Source organism: Paenibacillus sp. 102, from assembly GCF_039549175.1.
GTDB lineage: Bacteria > Bacillota > Bacilli > Bacillales > Bacillaceae_G > Bacillus_A.
Genome location: NZ_JBCGHT010000030.1, coordinates 1 through 21467, shown reverse-complemented (window position 1 = coordinate 21467; position 21467 = coordinate 1). Strand labels below are relative to the sequence as shown.

Annotated in this window: 13 protein-coding genes and 5 pseudogenes; 12 read left to right on the top strand and 6 right to left on the bottom strand. The window is 32.9% G+C overall.

The window, feature by feature from the left end:
- The first annotated feature begins 20 nt into the window (after positions 1 to 20).
- The 3 genes and pseudogenes from AAIE21_RS27800 to AAIE21_RS29705 form a co-directional block, all read left to right on the top strand.
- The gene (locus tag AAIE21_RS27800; protein WP_343269671.1) at positions 21 to 2426 is read left to right on the top strand and encodes a PAS domain S-box protein; all 2406 of its coding nucleotides are present in this window, start codon (positions 21 to 23) and stop codon (positions 2424 to 2426) included.
- Between the two features lie 1165 nt (positions 2427 to 3591).
- Positions 3592 to 3981: a hypothetical protein gene (locus tag AAIE21_RS27795; RefSeq protein WP_343269670.1), complete on the top strand. Its 390-nt coding sequence runs from the start codon at positions 3592 to 3594 to the stop codon at positions 3979 to 3981.
- 198 nt (positions 3982 to 4179) lie between these two features.
- Positions 4180 to 4341: pseudogene (locus AAIE21_RS29705) on the top strand (IS4 family transposase); the annotation flags it as partial.
- Here AAIE21_RS29705 and AAIE21_RS27790 read toward each other — a convergent pair.
- Together AAIE21_RS27790 and AAIE21_RS27785 are read right to left on the bottom strand one after the other, a co-directional pair.
- Positions 4316 to 4750 carry a VOC family protein gene (locus AAIE21_RS27790; RefSeq protein ID WP_343269669.1) on the bottom strand — a complete coding sequence of 145 codons (435 nt, stop codon included), beginning with the start codon at positions 4748 to 4750 and terminating at the stop codon, positions 4316 to 4318. The pseudogene AAIE21_RS29705 and the gene AAIE21_RS27790 sit on opposite strands and share 26 nt — an antisense overlap.
- A gap of 92 nt (positions 4751 to 4842) precedes the next feature.
- The gene (locus AAIE21_RS27785; RefSeq protein WP_343269668.1) at positions 4843 to 5688 is read right to left on the bottom strand and encodes an AraC family transcriptional regulator; all 846 of its coding nucleotides are present in this window, start codon (positions 5686 to 5688) and stop codon (positions 4843 to 4845) included.
- Between the two features lie 284 nt (positions 5689 to 5972).
- Between AAIE21_RS27785 and AAIE21_RS27780 the strand changes: the two are divergent.
- Positions 5973 to 6281 (top strand): annotated as a pseudogene (locus tag AAIE21_RS27780) (RNA-guided endonuclease TnpB family protein); the annotation flags it as partial.
- A 511-nt stretch (positions 6282 to 6792) separates the two neighbouring features.
- Here the strand turns inward: AAIE21_RS27780 and AAIE21_RS27770 are convergent.
- From AAIE21_RS27770 to AAIE21_RS27750, 4 genes and pseudogenes are all read right to left on the bottom strand, one after another.
- Positions 6793 to 8040, bottom strand: a pseudogene (locus AAIE21_RS27770) (peptidoglycan recognition protein family protein); the annotation flags it as partial.
- Between the two features lie 177 nt (positions 8041 to 8217).
- Positions 8218 to 8412, bottom strand: a pseudogene (locus AAIE21_RS27765) (hypothetical protein); the annotation flags it as partial.
- A 270-nt stretch (positions 8413 to 8682) separates the two neighbouring features.
- Positions 8683 to 11013, bottom strand: coding sequence for a glycoside hydrolase (locus AAIE21_RS27760; protein ID WP_343269667.1), 2331 nt, complete (start codon positions 11011 to 11013; stop codon positions 8683 to 8685).
- A gap of 487 nt (positions 11014 to 11500) precedes the next feature.
- Entirely contained in the window at positions 11501 to 12187 is a 687-nt protein-coding gene (locus AAIE21_RS27750) for an IS6 family transposase (RefSeq protein WP_343269666.1), read from the bottom strand.
- A 262-nt stretch (positions 12188 to 12449) separates the two neighbouring features.
- Here AAIE21_RS27750 and AAIE21_RS27745 point away from each other — a divergent pair, with 262 nt between their 5' ends.
- From AAIE21_RS27745 to AAIE21_RS27710, 8 genes and pseudogenes are all read left to right on the top strand, one after another.
- Positions 12450 to 13673: a PucR family transcriptional regulator gene (locus tag AAIE21_RS27745; protein WP_343269665.1), complete on the top strand. Its 1224-nt coding sequence runs from the start codon at positions 12450 to 12452 to the stop codon at positions 13671 to 13673.
- A 129-nt stretch (positions 13674 to 13802) separates the two neighbouring features.
- Positions 13803 to 14924, top strand: a complete 1122-nt coding sequence (ald, locus tag AAIE21_RS27740) for an alanine dehydrogenase (protein ID WP_343269664.1) — start codon at positions 13803 to 13805, stop codon at positions 14922 to 14924.
- 618 nt (positions 14925 to 15542) lie between these two features.
- Positions 15543 to 16364, top strand: a complete 822-nt coding sequence (locus tag AAIE21_RS27735) for a peptidoglycan-N-acetylglucosamine deacetylase (protein ID WP_343269663.1) — start codon at positions 15543 to 15545, stop codon at positions 16362 to 16364.
- Between the two features lie 20 nt (positions 16365 to 16384).
- Positions 16385 to 17041, top strand: coding sequence for a YkyA family protein (locus AAIE21_RS27730; protein WP_343269662.1), 657 nt, complete (start codon positions 16385 to 16387; stop codon positions 17039 to 17041).
- A 91-nt stretch (positions 17042 to 17132) separates the two neighbouring features.
- Complete coding sequence (locus AAIE21_RS27725) at positions 17133 to 17459, top strand: hypothetical protein (protein WP_343269661.1); 327 nt, start codon at positions 17133 to 17135, stop codon at positions 17457 to 17459.
- Positions 17460 to 17856: 397 nt separating this feature from the next.
- Entirely contained in the window at positions 17857 to 18768 is a 912-nt protein-coding gene (locus AAIE21_RS27720; RefSeq protein ID WP_343269660.1) for a VanW family protein, read from the top strand.
- 476 nt (positions 18769 to 19244) lie between these two features.
- Positions 19245 to 19952: an IS6 family transposase gene (locus AAIE21_RS27715; protein WP_343269659.1), complete on the top strand. Its 708-nt coding sequence runs from the start codon at positions 19245 to 19247 to the stop codon at positions 19950 to 19952.
- 116 nt (positions 19953 to 20068) lie between these two features.
- Positions 20069 to 21346 (top strand): annotated as a pseudogene (locus AAIE21_RS27710) (IS4 family transposase); the annotation flags it as partial.
- Between the last annotated feature and the right edge of the window lie 121 nt (positions 21347 to 21467).

The following is a 21467-nucleotide window of genomic DNA, read 5'->3' as shown; positions in this document are numbered from 1 at the left end:
GATGTAAGGAGGGACAATACATGATTATCAAAGAATATTTTATTAATCTTTCTATTTTTGCTTTACTAGTTAGCGCAGCTATATTTATTCAAGTGTTTGTAATTAATTCCAAGCAATATTTTGGAAAGTTCTATGGAGGAATCATCGCAGTTATTTTGATGTTTTTTTCTTTTGAGTACATGGGATTTCACTATGATCTCCGGGTTGTTCCTCTTATTTTTTCTTTTATTTACTTTGGTTCCACTGCTGGTTGGATTACATTAATTAGTATTATTATAATGCGTATTTTTTACATTGGTGGGTATTGGGAACCATCTGTGATTGCTTGTTTAGGTATGGGTATTCTATTTACTATATTTAAAATATATTTCAGAAGCCTTCATCCTTTTAAAAGTGCACTTCTATATTTTTCTGTTTATGTGGGTATGATGCTGTTAGTAGGTAAATTATTTATAACTAAATTTCTTTACACTCCAGGCTTATTATATATAGCTTTAGGACTTTTAATCGGGCTTTTTCTTATGGAAGCTTACCAAAGATTATATTACTTAACACAGGATTTATCTAAAATGAATCAAAAATTAAAAAAATCGAAGCAAGAACTCAAAGAAACCGTACATGAACTTCAAGGGGGGATATTTAAATTTAAAAAAGTGGACAAAGATTTTATACACACTTTGTGTGATGGACAGTTTTATTATCAAAAAGGATTTTACTCTGAACAAGTGGTAGGAAAAAGCTTACGCACCATAGATTCTTCCATTATTCCTTTTCATTTAGTTCCCGAATTGATGAAGTATTATCTACAGGCATGGGAAGGGAAAGAAATTATATTCGAACTTCCCTGGCCAAATGATAAAACTATTATTCTCATTGCGCTTAGGCCAATTAAACGAAATGGAAAAGTTATTGAAGTTGTTGGCTCTACAGTTGATATAACTGAAAGGAAACACATGGAATCAGAATTAAGAGCGACCAAAGAAAGACTGGAATCGTTTATAAATCATAACGTAGATGCTATCACCATATCTGATCGAGAAGGACATATTTTACAAGCTAATAAGGCTTATGAAAAGATATTTGGTTGGTCATCACAAGAAGTCATAGGTAAAAAATTACCTTGTGTGCCTGATTTTTTAATGGACGAATCATTAGAAAATATTCAGAAAATTCTTGCGGGTGAATCTGTAGTTACTAGATTAGAAACCGTTAGACAACGTAAAGATAGAAGTCTTCTTGATGTCAGTCTGACAATTTCACCTATTCTAGATGTAAAGGGGAATGTGATAGCTTTATCTGCAATATGTAGAGACATTTCCGAAAGAAAACAAGCAGAAAGAGAACGGCATAGATTACATCAACAATTAAGAGATAGTGAAATGAAATATCGTGCACTAATCGAACAAGCAACTGATGCAGTATATGTTGTAGAGCTGAATGAAGATCAGGTTCCAAGTCGATTTATTGAGGTGAATCCTGTTGGGTGTAACAGATTTGGATATAGTAGAGAAGAGCTTCTCTCAATGCCATTTCCCAATACTGTACCACAAGATTCTCCAATTATCATACAGTTGGTAGAAAAAATTAGAGAGGGACTGACTTCTTTCACTTTGCAAGATGAACATATTTTTCCGACAGGAAAAAAAATAACCACTGAGTTTAGTGTTCGTATTTTTAACTTGAATGGCAAAAAAGTTTTCTTAAGTATCTCTCGTGATATCACTGAACGGTTAAAAACAGAAGAATTATTACGGAAATCTGAAAAACTTGCTGTCGTAGGACAATTAGCCACTGCAATAGCTCATGAAATTAATAATCCATTAACAGCAATGAAAGGGTTTATGCAATTACTAAAATCAACGGAAAATGAAAATAATCAGCGATATATAAATGTAGTATCATCAGAGATTGAACGTATAGAAAGTATTACCAATGAATTTATGACAGTAGCCAAACCACAGGTGTTAAGGATACAACCTAATGATATTAGTGTGCTAATTAATCAAGTTTTAATGCTACTTCAACCTCAAGCAATGATGAATAATATACAAATCAGAACAGAATTTACACCTGACATTCCATGGATACCTTGTGAAGGAAATCAATTAAAACAAGTATTTGTTAATATTTTAAAAAATGCAATTGAATCCATGCCAATGGGAGGAGAAATTTTGATTCAAATCGATAAACTTGATAATCATCAAATAGGCATTCGTTTTATCGATCAAGGATGTGGGATTCCCAAAGAACGTATACCATATCTCGGAGAACCTTTTTATAGTATTAAAGAAGAGGGTATTGGTTTAGGATTAATGATCTGTTATAAAATTATTGAAACACATCACGGAAAGATAAGTGTTGAGAGTGAAGTGAATAAAGGAACAACTGTTGAAGTCATTCTCCCTATTGGTACACTTCAAAATTAATACATTCTTTTATTTTCTTATACTAGGATATATCTAAGATAAATCTATATGAAATTATTAATATTTTATCGCTTTCTGACTGAAGACTCCTTCCTCAAAAATGCGAAGGTGTAAAGCACTAATTTTAGGTGGGAGATGAATGTCGGTTTGGTAGAGTCAAAAGTTTTCTGATAAACTAGACACATAAAATTCTTTGATAACTTGATATATATAGTTGCAGGAAGAAAAAGAAAAAACATCATCACTTCTGAAAGGACCCGAACTACAACGGGTTCTTTTTATACTTGAATTCATTTTTGATGCATTGTATTATATTTTCGGGTCTTACTTACATAAATCATTATCGGAAAGAATCTGCATTCGAGCAGGTTCTTTTTTTATGTAGTGCTCCCCCCTATTATCTTCTCAATTTGTTTTTGTATTAAGGAAAAAATGAAACAGAACCGTCACACATTCACCTCACTGATTACATAAGTCAGTGAGGTGATTTGTTTATGTCTAACGAAATGGAATTGTCCATCGACCTTCAGCTAACGAATTTCTAAAAACTCAATAGGGGTTCAGCCGAGATAAGTGTATATCTCGGCTGAACCCCAATACTATTAGCTTTTTGATTTTACTATATGACTCTAGGAGGAGGATATTTCATTTTTTTCCGTTTTATGAACATCGTAACTAAAAGCCATTATTTCTTTATTCTATCTGCATCTATGTCCATTAGACTACATACTTGTGAGATGCTTTTTGAAAATAGATATAAAAGGGGGTACGGAAACATCGCCATCAAGCTAATATTTTGAAGTACCCGTAAAACAAATTTTTTAACTTGATGACGATGTGATGGAATTCCATAATAGGATTATTTAATGAATTAATTGAGATAAAGATCAGGATAGTTAGAGGAATGATTTTTATCTTTGTCTAAAATCAAAGGGATTATCAATAAAGAAACAATGTAATATGATAATTTTTTATTGAAAAACGATAAATAACATGTTAATATCAAATTGAAAATAAGTAGGAGAGGTGCTTTTTATGAAATGTAAAGCTAATGTCATGTAATTAGATAATTAAAAATTGAAGTATCTTTTATAATAAAAAGAAATTGATAGAGATATCGACAGTTATATATTGTAATAGCAAAAAAAGAAAAGGGAGTAAGAGTATGATTAATAAAACATGGAAGAAAGTTATCTTGATTGTAAGTGGTATTGTCATTACTTATTTTATAGCTATAGTCATTTCAGCAGAATCTATGCCATATCCTACTAACCAACAACTTAAAGAAGCTGAAAAAGTAGCTGAACGCTATATAGGCGAAAACAATGGAGTGGAAATTATAAATACATCTAGCAGCTTCACAGCTGAGATGTTCGATCGTACAATTCATATTGAAGGACATTCGAAAGAGAATCCGAAACAAGTGTTTCGCATAGATTTTGATCAAGTCACGAATAAAGCTGAAAAAGTGACTGAAAAATCGATAAATAAAATTTGTACATCGAATGATGGAGGAAAGAATTTTAAGTGTGATGATGCTGAAAAACTAAAATAAATATTCAATATTATGAATCAGTAAAACTAATTGATTTAGTGACAGAGAACCAGATTTCTTCTTCAGTACCGTTTCCTGGGGGAGCGCCACATCCATCAACTTAAGAAATTTTATTACCCCCAAGTACAAAAAAACGTTATTCTTTCTAAACAAGCTAGATTAGAAAGGATGACGTTTTTTGTGAATCTTTCGACTTAAGATGAACTTCAACCATTTGCGGAAGAATTACAACGATATGTTACACCTGTATTCTTAGAAGAACTTGCAAGAGAAATCGGATTTATAAAGCGAAAACGTAAGTTTTCTGATTCAGAAGAAACTTTGCAACATGACCCTACCATCCTTCTCTTATCTTATCTAGGGGATTCCAAATTGACCAGGTTGCCTCTAACAAGTTTTTTTCATTATCTCTTAAATAAAAATATTTAGCTTCCCCTTGCCCTAATACCTTAATATCTTCAACTTCAATTCCCTTTTCTTTTAGCTGATTATGGGTATATTCAATATCTTCACAATTTAATGCAATCACAGGAAATGCTTTCTCATTTCTTATTATTTTTAAAGGATTGTTGTTCTCTGTTTGAATCAATAAAGTAGCAATTGCATTTTTATGAGGATAATGTAAAACCGCAATATATGACCCACGGTCTTTAAATTTATTAATCAATTTAAGACCCAGATTTTGAGTATACCATCTAATAGACGTATCAATATTTGTAGTTGGAATATAATTATGTCCTACCCTTGTAAATAAAATTTGTTTTAACATTCATTCCCGTAACCTTTCGTAATTTTCTGAATAAAAATATTATAGCACGTATGTTCTTTTATGGTGAATTTTAATGGTATTGAATGTGTATTTTATTTCGGTATAACAGGGACCCAGAGTTCATGTCTCGGTTTATGTTTCGGACCGTAATAACATTCTATGCACGGTAAATTTGCAAGTTCATACTCAGAGGTTGGGACCCACTCAGAATATAAGCGTTTCCATGCATCCACTATGTTTGGAAAAACTGCCCATGTACTTGCAGGAATAATTAATGTTTCCATATCAGCTGATACTTCCCCATCATATCTTACACCCATAAAGTAGGAAAACTCTTCATCTGTTATGGCGGCTTCTTTTCCACAAACCCCCAAAAGGCTTTCAAGCGTGCATTTTGGATTTTCCCATGACATATCTATTAATTCTTGCATAAATCCGTCTTTTTTCGCAGTGTTCCAAAGTGTAGGGATTTTTTTAAATGCGCTGCTTGTTTTTACGGGTTTACTCTTTCCTACAATTCTTAACTCAAAATCGAGGTTTTCAATTCTGTAATCCATCTCGGTACCTCCTTTAATAGAAATTTGGAAGGAAATTTTCGGAAAGGCTTTTAACTGTACTCCTTTATTACGAGCATTAGAAGGGGTTATTCCATGCATTTTTTGAAAAGCACGTGAGAAAGCATCGGAAGAAACGTAACCGTATTTAATTGCTACATCGATGATCCGAATATCACTTTTTTGAATTTCAAATGCTGCAAGCGTTAAACGTCTTCGTCTAATATATTCTGAAAGCGACACACCTGAGATTGAAGAAAACATTCTTGAAAAATGAAACTCAGAGCAATTAGCTGCCTTTGCAATCTTCTTGTAATCTATTTCTTCATCCAAACTATTCTCAATGTAGTCCAATGCATTATTCATTCTTTCTAGCCAATCCATAAGTTTACTTCCTTTCAAATATTTACTTTAATACATAATAGATAATAATAACCGACATTTCATGCCTAAAAATGTCGGTACAAAAAATACACCCTTTAATAGAATGTAAAATAAGGGTGAACTATTTGTTCTCTGGTGTTTATATATTCTTTTTATTTACTTCTATTATTTCTCTTTTAGAACTTTTATAATATTCTAACATAACTTGTCGATTCTTTTATATAAAATCATCCTTTTAATTCTAGGGTGATTTATTGAAAATAATTTATCATTTTCCGACAGAAAACTCCTTCCTCAAAAATGGGAAGCTTGCAAAAGCGATTAGTGAAGTATCTTGGTCACAATTTCGAACGGTGTTGGAATATAAAGCAAAGTGGTATGGCAAACAAGTTGTTGTAGTATCTAAAACATTTGCTTCTAGTCAATTATGTTCAAATTGTGAATACAAAAACAAAGACGTTAAAAATCTAACAATTCGTGAGTGGGATTGCCCTTCTTGTGGCACACATCACGATAGAGATCGAAATGCAGCACTCAATCTTAGAAACGAAGCAATTCGTCTCTTAACCGTAGGAACTACGGGGATAGCCTAATCCATTAGAGTTCGATAGAACTCTGTACTTAGGAATCTCCCACTTCAAACAGACCGCAAGGTCGTTAAGTGAGGGGAGTTCAACCGCCTTTTTACCCTACTAAAGAAAAATGGCCGGAAATCTCATAGATATGAGAAGAAAACTGTCTTTGATATTACGGGTGTTGTCTATGAGTATAATGGGTTTAGAAAACAAAAGAAAGTTGCATAATTTTAAAAATGAAACTCGTTAGAGTTTATTTAGTATGCGTATTTTTAAGAATAAAAAGTATGTTAAGAGTTTTTTAGTTTCTTTAAACGAAAGTTCATTTTATTTTTGTTCCTAAGTTGATGGGCATGCGGCTGTACCCCTAATAGAAATTATTAAGTAAATATTGATGTGCATTTAGTGAAAAAGCTCTTCATTTTAGCATTCTGAAGAGCTTTTTCATTAATTATAAATATACGAGCGTGTATTGATTTTTATTTCCCCAAAATAATTACATGAAAATCTATTATTTTGAACTATCCCATGACCCATCTGAGTTAAAATAGTACCATTTGTCATTAATTTGTTGCCGGCCTGTTTGCATAGCTCCAGAAGAATTGAAATAGTACCATTTGCCATTAATTTGTTGCCAGCCTGTTTGCATAGCTCCAGAAGAATTGAAATAGTACCATTTGCCATGAATTTGTTGCCAATCTGTTTGCATGGCTCCAGAAGAGTTTAAATAATACCAAATACCATTAACTTGCTGCCAATCTGTTTGCATGGCTCCAGAAGAGTTTAAATAATACCAAATACCATCAACTTGCTGCCAATCTGTTTGCATGATACCAGTAGAATCAAAGTAATACCACTTGCCATCAATTTGTTGCCAGCCTGTTATAATGTCGTCTGTTGATTGAGAAAGGTTATTATAATACCCCTCAACACCATTTACGAATGAATCCCATAGTCCATTATTAATCATGTTAGCAGGACATTTTTTACCACTCCATCTTTGGTGTTTTACGATATTATTTAACGGTACACTCGTTTCTTTCATTAAATAAGCTACAAGTTTCTTAGCGTTATTTACTGCTTTACTGTAGTTACCGTCTCTATTAACTGCGATTTCAATTGCAATAGATTGTCTATTACCTGGACCATTACCGTCTCCTGCGTGCCACCCGTTCTCGTTTAATGGTAAGTGTTGATAAATCTCTTTATCGTCTACTGTAAAGTGCCATGATGCAGTTCGGTCTGTGTTCCCTACTGCTTGGTTATATAGATATTGAGCATGGTTTCTAGCACCTGCTCCTACACTTGTATTATCAGTCTCATGAATTGTAATGTACTTTGGACTCATGTAGTTTTGAGGACGAATATTATCGTTACCTACTGGAACAATCCATTTAGTGAATGGAACACCGTTTATTGTACTAGAGCTTCTAGGTGATGCGAAAGACAGACTACGTTTTGTTCTGTTTGAATTGTTAGGGACAGTTAATGTACCCGTTTCTTCATGAATACCTTCTGAACGTTGAAGACTGTCTGCTTTCCTATTATCGACAGTACCTCCACCACGTCCGTCTACCCCTTCAAAACTAGCTTCAATACTTTTTAAAGCCTGTTCATCTGATGCTTGAAGTTGGTCTGCTTTACCTTGTTCTTGGACGCTTGTAGGTTGCTTATTGTTTACTGATTGTTGTTCCTCTGCAAATGATGCCAATGGTGAAGATAATACCGTTAATCCTGCTGTTAATGCTACTACTTTTTTATTAAATTTAATATTCATTTCTACTTTGGTATATCTCACTATTTTAATAGATATACCGTCCTCCTTGTACTTCTTTTAGTGTGAATAATAGTTTAAATAATGATAGTCTGAACCCAAAAAATAACGACTTGATTTTTCATTTCATATAATCAACTGAAATCTATAGATCCTCCTAGATATGTCAATATTTCAGAGTTATAACACAACACTAGGGCTCCTCCCACAACTAAAATTAATGAAAAGAGAATCCAACACAGATTTTTCTTCATAATTGTTTAAATCGATATTAGGGAGCGTTTCAAACAAATATCGAAGAGAATGATAAGGACTTAAATTGTTCTCTTTTGCAGTTTCAACCACACTATACATGATGGCACTCCCTCTAGTACCTTCGTAAAAATATAATTTAAATAACCTTTAATGTACAAAACAATAACATTTTACTTTATATCCCGTTTGTTTTCTATGAAATTCAAAAATCCTGATTACAAATAAAAAGAGACTTCAAAACACAAAAGTCCTTTTTTATGTTAGTTTGGAATAAAGTTTGATCAAAACTCAGGAGTTTTACCGTGACAGCTTTATCTAATGATGCAAAACGGTGCAACTTTTTTGCAAACAGTACGACTTTATTTCAAAGTAACAACCATGTTATGTATCTTAGTATTTAGGAACTTCTAATATACTTTTTTTCTTCCCATCATATACAATGGCTGTTTTTGCTTTTATATTCTCATTATTATATATAAAATCTTGGTTTGAGAAATTCACAATCACTTTCATGTTTTTTCCAAATGTCGTACTTTGAACTTGCCGATCTTCAGACAATACTTCAAAATTAGTCATTGGTTTTGTTACGGCTTTCTCATGAAATGGAGACCATACTTTCAAATAAGAGGTAATGATGGATTTACTTTTCTCCCATTCATTTTTATCAATATGATATAAAGGTGGTACATTATACAACATTTCAGATAACATTCTATTTCCTATCTCATCCTTAATTCTAAAACTTCCCCATGACCATTGGTGAGTAGTAATAATTGAATCATTATATACAAGTTTAAATAACGGAATTGAATATACAGGATTATTATAAATATTTTTATAAATAGGTTTGATTGGTATTGTTTTGGCATTCGCTTCTGGAATAGCACCATCTGGTGAAGTGGATTTATATCCGCCTACATAATATGGGTTCTTTTTATCTCTCATATCAGAGTCAGGCCAAATCCCAGGTGTTTCTATTCCATGCGCAAAGGCAATTATATTACTAGCAAAGTCATTCCCACCTTCCGATCCGACTACCATGTGTTTTTCTTCGCTAATATATTTCATTCTTTGCAGTCTTGCTTTTACATCTTGTTCCTGAGTAGTAATATGATTTGGAGAATAATCATCATAAATTTCGCCTGTAGCATCACAATCGACAAACCAAGAATTAAACGGTATATTATTTTGTAAAATATCACCTACACGTTCTTTCACACTAGGTAAGGATAATGTTGGATTTAACTTTCTTCCTTTTCCTAAGAAGCCTCCTATTTTTTCTCCTTTTTCATTCGATATTGTTGCATTTTCATATAAAGTTTTATCTTTAAAAGAAGCAGTATTCCAATCTCTATTTCCAACTTCATGAATCGAGTGGTATGAATCATAAGGTCCGATTAAATACCCCATTCTATTTGCTTCTTCTACCATTTTGGGATTCATTAATCCATTAGCCCAATTAGGTAAACCTACCCATGCTTTTTTAACATTCGATTTTTTCATATCAACCAAAACATCTGTTGTTTCTTTCTGTTCCCATCTGCTTACTTCATCCACTGCATCTGTTAACTTACTCTTAATTAATCCTTTATTCAGTGTATATAGTTCTTGTTCACTCAAGTTTTGGATTCCTTTTTTCAACAATTCATTTGTTCCAGAATCTAAATTGCTGAAAATGTCTTTATTATAAAGTTGTTCTAATTTTAATACCTGATTTATCGCATTAACTATTACTATTTGCTGACTTTTATCGATAGCTTGTTTATTTTTAATATCTTGCATAACAGTTTCAAAATCTTTTGAGCCATCTTCCGTATTTGCTTGTAACAATTGTGCAATCCAATTTGTAAGTGCCTCATCCATTTTTTGTGTGAATTTATCCCACTTGATATTTTCTACTGAAATCCCACTGTGATCCCAAAAATAAATATGAGGAGCACCATATAATTTTTTAATGTTCGGATTTGTTTTTGCTTTTTCTTCTAGTGTCTTAAATTCTCCCTGTTCTTTTATATAATTTTTATAAATATTTGCCATCGAGACAGGGTTTTTATCAGTTAGATACAATCTGAATCCATATTCTTTATTCTTATTAATAGAAGGATATTGATGTGTAAAACTAAACTGTATATCGGAATCAGCAGTGAAATGGATATTATCATTATACATATTGTCAGCTATATATATAATGGAATATTTAGATTTATTCAATGCAAAGAATCTCATAGAAAAACGTTCTATGAATGACATGTCTTGATCTTTTAAATATTCTTTCCAGTTTGGGTCATTGCTAGGTATATTTTTCCCTTCCCATAAGGGTAACGTATAGCTGTCCGCATTTACTTTAGGCCATGTAAATTCATTAGCTCCTTCAGACTTAGTAGATTTTAACTTAATACTTAAATAGGATTCTTTCTTTTCAATCTTCACATCTATTTGATCATCTGGATAATCCCAAGATATACAATCATCTTTTTTTATTAGATTTGTTATTTTTTTCTTTGGTAGTGGTAAGGAAGCACTTTCTCTTACACCATCTTTTTCCACAAAAATTTCACCAGTTTCAGGATTCACATCAAAAGTGAAATTTTTGTATTGAGAAACTACGTTTTGTCCCTTTGTTGTAATATCCTTTTGTTGTGCATAACTCAGGGTTGGTAATGTAAAACATATGGAACTCATCAAAATTGGAATGACTAGCTTGTTCATTTTTTTATTCATACTTATAAACCTCCTTTTTTGTATTTCTATCATACAGATACATTGTGACAGGAATGTGACAAAATATTTTATTATTATTTAGCTTCATGATGAGTGGCTCAAAAAAGAACGAATTCTTGCCGTGCCCCATCGCCATCAAGCTAAGGAAAACAAAATACAGAAATATGTTAAATTCCTTTCTAGCACTTCAATAAAAAGAGCTATACTGAAAAAATGGCATGCTAAATAACCCTTACGGGCTAAAACTTTTAAAACATTTCATTTTTTATTTTGATAGATGTTGTTCGTATGCAACACCTAAGATATCAAACACTGTTTTCTTTCGATATCGATGTGATTTCCGTCCATTTTTATCAAGTAAATGGAACAAGCGAAGAAAACTTTTTGTTAATTGATTCGATTGATATTGTATTTTTCGATATAGTACTCGAGGCTCTGTTGCAAAGTTTGAAAAAACATAAACCCATTTACAAAATACGGTTATCGTTTAAGAAGTTCTGAATAATTGCTGTAACTCCTTGTACGTCGAAAAAGAGAAGCCTGGAATATGACTTCTCTTTTGTTTGTATATAGCATGAATCGTTTCGATTCCTTTCAATGTACGTGAAGCATGGCGAAGACTTTGAAATCCTGCGGATTTAACAAAACGTCGCTTGATATGTCTATGATCTTGTTCGATGAGGTTATTTAGATGCTTAACGGTGCAATGTTTCGTATGCACATAAAAACCGTTATGTTTCAGTTTTTTGAACGCACAAAGTAGGGCAGGAGCTTTGTCTGTTGTGAGAGCCGTTGGTTCTCCAAAAGCCTTCACTAACCTTTTCATAAACATATAGGCGGCTTGATGATCTCTTGTTTTACGAAGTTGGATATCCAAGGTATATCCTTCTTGATCAATCGCACGATAAAGATAACGCCACTCTCCCTTGACTTTGATATAGGTTTCATCTAAATGCCATACGAAATGTGCTGATTTATTTTTCTTCTTCCAAATGTGATAAATGATATTTCCATATTCATGCACCCAACGCATGATGGTTGTAGGGTGAACAGAAATCCCTGGCTCTTTCAGGAGCTCAGATACGTCGCGATAACTTAAAGAAAAACGACAATAGTAGCCAACAGCTACCAATATAATATCTTTTTTAAATTGTTTTCCTTTAAAATAGTTCATGCATCATGCTCCTGGGATCATTTTTCTTATATGGTAACTTCACTTAAAAAACTTTGCAACAGAACCATCTAAAGAAATCTTTGAATTTCTTTCCAAATTTGATTATATTTGCACCAGAACTATTTCAATCTTTATATAATTTATTTGTTTGCACAGGATTAATAAAATTATGATATCATTTTGTTAATTTGCAAGAAGGATATTTTTCTTACAGTGAATACGAAAATTTATATTAAATTAGGATGGAGGAACCTTGACATATATGAAACATGATTCTTTTAGAGTTACCTTCGATAGTTTGGAGGAATTTGCTGATATAGTTAGTGAGATTTTGCAATGCCCGATTACTATTGAGGATGTAAATCATCGCCTTCTTGCATATAGTACCCATGATGAAAGGACAGACCCAGCGAGAATTGGCACTATTATGGGGCGTCGCGTACCTGAAAAAGTAATCAATAACCTGTGGAAAGAGGGAATTATTCCCGATTTATTAAAAAATCGGGAGCCTATTCGTGTAAAAAAAATAGATGATATTGGTCTCGGTAATAGAGTCGCGATATCTATTTGGAACAAAGAAGACGTTTTAGGATTCATTTGGGCTTTAGAAATTGAAAAATCTTTAACTGAACAAGATTGTCTCTTGCTAAAAAAATACGCGGAGGCCGTAAAGAGTAAGCTGTTGCAACTTCAAGCCCGAAAAAACCAAAAAGAAGAACGATCACAAGAGTTTTTTTGGAAATTGCTAACTAATCATATGCAGTTAAACGCAGAAGTTATGGAGAATTTCTACCAGCTCCAAATAGCTCCAGCATCCTTATTTACTGTCGCCGTATTCCATTTTGAACAAAAAATCACAAATGAAAGAGAAAAACAAATTTCTTATTTGTTAAAAACAAGTCAACATTTGAAAGTTTTACTTTATACAATTGATCGTAATCAATTGATTCTTCTTACTTCATTGGATAATGTGAAGCGTCCTTTTCATGAAATCAATGATTTTGCGGATAGTTTTGTGCATAAAATGGAAAAGCGATATGGTATTAAATCTATCAAGCCAGCATTTAGCAGTATATATAGTGACTACCAAAAAATCAGCAAAGCTTACAAAGAGACACTAACAGTTTTATCTATAAAAGAAAAGTTCCCTTCTGATACTTCGAATATTCACATATACCAAAATATGGGTATTTATCAATTGATTGATCTTTTACTTGAGAAAAGAAAACATGAAGAGTATGAAAATCAGGCGTTGCAAAAGCTATATGAATATGACCATAAGCATAATTGCAATCTTGTTGAAACGTTAGAAACTTATTTAAATAAAGACGGTAATATTAGCGAGGTAGTTAAAGCTTTGAATATTCATGCTAATACACTTAGCTATAGACTTAAGCGTATTTATGAAATTAGTGAGATTGATTTAAAAGATCCAAACCAAAAAATGATTCTGTACTTGGATCTCAAGTTAAAAAAATTTATGTAACAGCATCCTTTTGTGGAATTCCACAAAAGGATGCTGTATTTTTGTTTTTTCTCAACAATGAAAAGACATTTTTAATACTCTATACTTAAAATATGGTAGCTAAAAGATTAAGTAATGGGAGGAAATGTTATGATTATTGGTGTACCAAAGGAAATAAAAAATAATGAAAACCGTGTCGCACTTACGCCTGCAGGAGTTATTCCGTTTGTGAAAGCTGGCCATAAGGTATTAGTCGAAACAAATGCTGGTGTTGGTAGTGGCTTTAACAATGTGGACTATGTATATGCTGGTGCTGAAATTGTTAAAAGTGCTACTGAAGTATGGAATCAATCAGAAATGATTATGAAAGTAAAAGAACCTCTCGCCAGCGAATATATCCACTTTCGTCCAGACTTAATTTTATTCACATACTTACATTTGGCTGCTGAACCTAATTTAGCTCAGGCCCTTAAAGATAAAAGAGTTACCGCCATTGCATACGAAACAGTAGAAGTAAACCATACACGGCCTCTTCTTACACCAATGAGTGAGGTGGCTGGACGCATGTCTGTCCAAATAGGAGCACAATTTCTACAAAAGTCAAACGGTGGCAAAGGTATTCTTCTTGCAGGAGTACCTGGTGTAAATCGTGGTAAAATTGCCATCATCGGTGGGGGAATCGTCGGTACAAATGCTGCGAAGATGGCGATTGGCCTTGGGGCAGACGTAACAATCATTGATTTAAATGCAGACCGTTTGCGCCAACTAGATGACATTTTTGGTACACAAATCAAAACATTGATGTCCAATCCATTCAACATTGCGGAAACAGTAAAAGAAGCAGACCTTTTAATTAGTGCCGTATTAATTCCTGGTGCTAAAGCTCCTAAACTTGTCACGGAAGAAATGGTAAAAACAATGAAGCCTGGTTCTGTAATCGTGGATGTAGCAATTGATCAAGGTGGAGCTGTAGAAACATGTGACCATGTAACAACACATGATAACCCAACTTTTGAAAAATATGGGGTGCTTCACTATTCTGTTGCGAACATGCCTGGTGCAGTTCCAAGAACATCCACTATTGCTTTAACAAATGTAACAATTCCATATGCATTACAAATCGCAAACAAAGGTGTACAAACAGCAATACGCCAAAATGAAGCTTTAAAACTTGGCGTAAACACGTTGAACGGTGAAATTACATGTGAAGCAGTTGCCAAGGAACTGGGTTACAATTTTACCTCTATAGATAATTTTTTAGTGAAAATGTAAATAATTTCAACTTGTGTGTATAAAATTTATAAATAAATATTGCGAGTTTTTCAGGTATTAAAAGAGATGGACGATTAAATTACGGAATTTTTCAGACAAAATATGAGTGATGAGTTTTAGATCTCTCTAATATGAAATTATTCCCTTAAGCTGCTGATTTCATGTTAGAGGGAAAATGCAATATTATACGCCTTTCAAAAGATTGGATAAACTTATTATCCAATCTTCTTGTGTTGCCCCAAAATTAAAAACACAACCGGAATCGTTATCATGTTTGTTGGAACAACCCTAAAAATCACTATAGTGGTAAGTGTTATTCTGTATACTTCGAAGATGTTATTTGTAAAATTTAACACAGAAGTCTCAATTACAAATTATTGCAGTAGTACCACTATGATGAATTGTTTTAATGCACATTTGAATATAGTACAGCTCTCCATCAAAGTAATAGTCACTCATTGAGATATTGAATTAATTGTCTATTTGAAGAGATTTATTGATATACATTTTTGTAAATTTTAATTTATATAATATTTGATACTTGTAGCTGTAATAAAATAAAGCAACATAAAATGTACCAATACCTTAATGTATTTAAGTAAGAGAGGAATTTCTATCATGAAAAATAATACTAATATTCAGCGTATAGCAATTACAATTATAGGACTAATAGCAATTGCAGCTGGCTATTTTACATTTCAATCAATTACTTCACCAGCAAAGGCTGTAGCCAAACAAGAAAATCCGGTGCAGCTAGCAAGTGAACAATCAAAAACTGAAATAAAGAAAGTAGCACCAAGTCGCTTTAATGGTAAAGAGAGAAAAGTCGCTTATCTTACTTTTGATGATGGACCGGGAAAATATACAGCTGAGTTGTTAAATATCTTAGAACAAAATAATGCGAAAGCAACATTTTTTTTAATTGGAGAAAATGTAAAACAGTTTCCAGAGTTAGTAAAACGCGAAAAAAAAGAAGGGCATTATGTGGGTATGCATAGTATGACACATGACTTTAAGAGATTATACACAAATGGTGAGTATGTAAATGAAATGAAAGAAGATCAAAGTTTAATAGCAAATATTCTTGGAGAATCTCCAAAATTAACACGCCCACCTTATGGTTCAATGCCGGGATTAAATGAAGTACTTCGAAATAGAACGGTAGAAGCTGGTTTTAAAGTATGGGATTGGACGATTGACTCTTTAGATTGGAAGTATAATAAAATGCCAGTTGATGCAGCTTCAGCTCAAATTGTTCAAAATGTACTGGTAGGTGCAACAAAACTACAAGAAGTTATTTTAATGCACGATATTCATCCACAATCCGTTGCTGCCGTACCAGCTATTATAAAGGGATTGAAGGAAAAAGGATATGAACTCGAAGCGTATCATGAAGAGGCGCACTTCTCAGTGAATTTTTGGAATGACAAACGTATTTAACGTCTTAGGAGGAATTGACATTGATTTATAGGAAAGTGGCATTAATAGTAATTTTATCAATTGGATTACTAGGAGGATGTTTGGGAGCAAAACCAGAAGAGGAGTTATATGTTGCTTTTGAAAACGCAGCAAATCAAGAAAAATCCTTATTTGATAATGTAAAAATATTTGAGACGTTAGAAACAAAAGAACAGGAATTGTACAATCAAATTATACAAGAAGGAAAAGAGCATAATGAAGCAATAATATCCCAAATAGAACAGGCTGTTTCAAGTATAAATGCACGTGAAAAATTATTGGAAGATGAAAAAGATGTATTAGAAAAGGCGCAAAAAGAAGTAACATCAGTGCATAGTTATATAAATAAAATCGAGGATGAAAAATTACAAACGCAGGCAAAACAAGTAGAAGAATCTTATAAAAAGCGTTATGAAGCTTTTCAGAAAATGAATGAAAACTACACGAAATCATTGAAGATTGAAAAAGAACTTTATGGGAAGTTAAAAGGTAAAGAAACAAAACTAAAAGATATTGGTGAAATGGTTAAAACGGTTAATACATTGTATGAAGAAATACAAAAAGAAAAAGAAAAGTTCAATCAATATACAAAAAGTTATAATGAAGGAAAACTAGCATTCTATAAAGAAGCAAAAATTAAAATAAAAGAGGAAAAGTAAGAAAAATAATTATTAATTTAAGTATCTTGCTCCTCGTCTCTAAAGACAAACCAAAGTTCTCAATTGCGTTTCCCTTCAAGGAGGTTTTTTTATGAGTTATGATACTGTCGCATCTTTACAACGTATGCAACAATTACAGCAAGAAGAAGTAGCAACAGGACAAAAAAATGTTTTAAAACGAGTAAATTCAGGCTTGGAGATTGTAATGTTTATTACAGGATTATTCTTAGCTCTACCGACTTTTACAGTATCTTTCTGGATATATTTCTTTTATTTTTTTATAAAGGAATATGCTGCTAAAACATATCTAGTAAAAAACATGGATACTGGTGAAAAATTTCGAGTTAATAAACAAGAATTTAAAAAATACAAAAAAGTGTTCAGAACGAAAGAGGTAGCAAAGGAATTGATTAGTTAGTAGCTTTAATAAGTAAAAGTAATAGGACTTTAAACGTAAGAATATAGGAGAAATAATTCTTTTTTATGGTTATTTCCTAACTTAATTTATAAGAATACATTTTGCGCATCATATCAAAAAGGAGTCTCTTATGAAATATTTCTCAATAAGTTTAGTAATTTTATTTCTAATTGTGATATGTGGTTGTATTATTCTGGGTTCTCGTGCAAGTAGCTGAAAGAAAGCAATTTATAGGGGATCTTTTCTTTATATACACTATTTATTAAAACATGTTATCAATACATCTGAATGTCAATGAATAAACGGATAGAATGAACCGATGAATAGACAAAATATAAAAAATAATTAATCACATAATTAAAAACGAGAAAACATTATAATGAAATGAGGGAATCAATTGTTACGTAAAAGACATTTATATGTACTTAGTGCTCTTTGCACCATTATATTAGTTGGATGCAAACCTCAGGTTAAAGAAGTATCTTTAGTGAGTGATATAGGCAAGAAATCTATTGGAATAAAAGACATTGGGGATAAACAGATAAATTTAGTAGATAGTACTAGTGGAAAAATAATGAAACAACTAAATTTAACTTCATTAGGATATTTTCAAGATGATGATGTATATAAATTAAATATTAAAAAAATCGCTAATGAACTAGGAAAACAGATTGATAAAAAAATGATACCTTCTCGTATGACTAGTGATGGCAGATGGGAAGAAGGAAAGCCCTCATATGAATTATTTGAAAAAGAATTAGTGGGGGATTTAATGGATGTGGGAATATGGGATCGTTCCTATACCTTACCAATTATTAAGAAGCAACCTATTGCTCAATCAAAAGATGCAAATAGAAATAGCAAAGTGATTGGAAAATATGCAACGGACATAGTTGGTACAGGTAATGGTAAGATAGAAAACATTCGTTTGTCTGCAAATACTATTAATGGTGTAATATTAGGGAAAGGTGATCGCTTTTCTTTTAATGCTTTAATAGGAGATACAACACCTGATAAAGGATATCAGCTTGGAAAAGAAATTGTTGCGGGAAAATTAGTAGATGGTTATGGAGGAGGGGTTTGTCAAACTTCCTCTACACTATATAATGCAGCGGATCAAGCAGGATTAAAAATGATAGAAAGATATAGTCATTCAAAACCAGTTGGTTATGTACCTATAGGCAGAGACGCAACTATAGCGTATCCTTATTTCGATTTAGCGTTTGAAAATACAAATGATGTACCCGTACAGATATTTATGAAGGTGGAAGGTAAGACACTAATCGCGGAAATACGTATGTTAATCTAAAAGATTTGTTTGGAGAGTTTTTCTAGTTCTTACCTTCCTTCTCTTTGTGTGCATCTACAATCGCCACAGATATCAATCCTGAAGAACAATACATTCATTATCAAACTCCCTGTTTATATCATATAATTGATATTAATTCATATAAGGAACCGATAATTTTCAAAATAAAAATAAGCAAACATATATCTTCTTGTGTATTTTCGGATAATAGATATAGACTATAATCATTACCTACACCTTTATACACATTAACCTTTGTAAAATCACTTAAAATTCTATGCTTAATTTCCATTTAATACACAGGATATTTCTATATCTTTATTAAAGCAAGGTTCTACAAGCTTCCCTATGAATATGTTTGATTTTTAGGGAAGCTTGGCGAAGGGTTCTGGTGCAAAAACTTCAGGGCAATTGCTAGTTATCTCTAAATCTTGGACATACTGATACTATTACTCTAAAAAAGGGGTGTAATCGGTATGGAAAAGGAAAATTTGTTCAAATGGAAGCACTATCAGCCTGATATTATCTTATTAACAGTAAGATGGTACCTACGGTACAACCTAAGTTTTCGTGATTTGGTGGAAATGATGGAGGAACGAGGTTTGTCTATTGCTCACACCACCATTATGCGTTGGGTGCATCAATATGGACCTGAATTAGACGAAAGAGTACGACGTCATCTGAAGACAACAAATGATCCCTGGAGAGTCGATGAAACGTATGTGAAAGTAAAAGGTCAATGGATGTATTTATATCGCGCAGTCGATTCAGAAGGGAATACCATTGATTTTTATCTAAGTGAATCAAGAGATAAACAAGCAGCCAAGCGCTTTTTTAAGAAAGCCTTGGCTGCTTCTCATATTTGTAAACCTCGTGTTATAACAGTAGACAAGAACCCAGCTTATCCCGTAGCGATTCAAGAGTTAAAGGAAGAGAAATGTATGCCTGAAGGCATACAAATAAGGCAAGTTAAATATCTCAATAATATAGTGGAACAGGATCACCGTTTCATTAAGAAACGTGTCCGTTCTATGTTAGGATTCAAGTCGTATGAAACAGCTACTTCTATATTGAGTGGTGTTGAAGCCATGCATATGCTGAAAAAAGGGCAACTTCACCCACAGGTGAAATCTGCCCAAAATGAAGTTAGATTCATACATAAATTGTTTGGAGTTGCATCATAACCTGTCATTGAACAGTCTATGTAGGTTCTATGTCTCTATCAAATACTTTTTGCACCAGAACCATAAAAAATACGTTATTCTTTCTGTAGAATCATAGGAAAGGATGGCGTTTTTTTATGTCTGTTTCTGTGTCTGACGAATTACAACTATTTGCTCAAGAGATTCAAGATTTTTTATCTCCAAATGCCTTACGGGATCTTGCTAGAGATGTTGGTTTTGTACAACGAACCAGTAAGTACCAAGCAAAAGATTTAGTAGCTTTATGTGTATGGATGAGCCAAAATGTAGCAATGACTTCTTTAACTCAGTTATCTAGCTGTTTAGAAGCATCAACAGCAGTACTCATCAGTCCTGAGGGACTGAATCAACGATTTAATAAGGAGGCCGTCCAACTTTTACAACACCTACTAGCCGAACTACTAAGCAAAAAATTGGCCGTATCTATGCCGATTTCTTCTCCATACACTTCTGTTTTCAAGCGTATTCGTATTTTAGATTCAACTGCATTTCAACTCCCGGATGTATTTTCATCGGTTTATCCAGGTGCAGGAGGCTGCAGTCATACAGCTGGGATAAAAATTCAACTTGAGTATGATTTGTTAAGTGGACAGTTCCTTCATATTCATACAGGTCCAGGTAAACAACATGATCGCACTTACGGCTCTCTGTGTGCCCCAACTGTGACAGCGAATGATTTATGTATCCGAGATTTAGGTTATTTTCATTTAAAAGACCTTCAATATATACAAGATAAAGAGGCCTACTATATCTCTCGTATCAAGTCGAACACACGTATGTATCAAAAAAATCCTAACCCTGATTATTTTCAAGATGGAAGAATTAAGAAAGGTACAGAGTATATACAGATAGATATGGAGAAGGTAATGAACTCCCTTCAACCAGGACAAACATGTGAAATAGCTGATGCTTATGTAGGAATGATTGATAAAGTGCCAGCTCGTGTAATTGTTCATCGATTAACAAAACAACAGCAACAAAAACGATTACAAGATCAAGCTGTAAGAGAAAAAAAGAAAGGAATGAAGTATTCTCCTCGTAGTAAACGACTCAGTGGTATCAATGTATATATGACAAACACCCCTACAGATATTGTCCCGATGGGACAGGTACATGACTGGTATTCTTTGCGTTGGCAAATCGAAATTTTACTTAAAACGTGGAAGTCATTCTTTCAAATTCATCATTGTAAAAAGATAAAACCAGAACGATTGGAGTGCCATTTATATGGTCAGCTGATTGCCATTCTACTCTGTTCTTCTATCATGTTTCAAATGCGCCAATTGCTCCTCATGAAGAAAAAACGAGAGCTTAGTGAGTATAAAGCCATATATATGATTAAAGACTATTTTCTTCTTCTATTCCAAACTATACAAAACATACTAAGATTAGTAGTGTAGACCAAGGCATTGGTTCGCACTACTATTTTTTATATAGTAGAAGTGAAGAGAAGGTCGTGGGTGTTTTGGGATCCTGAATCCGTATACAAAACTGACC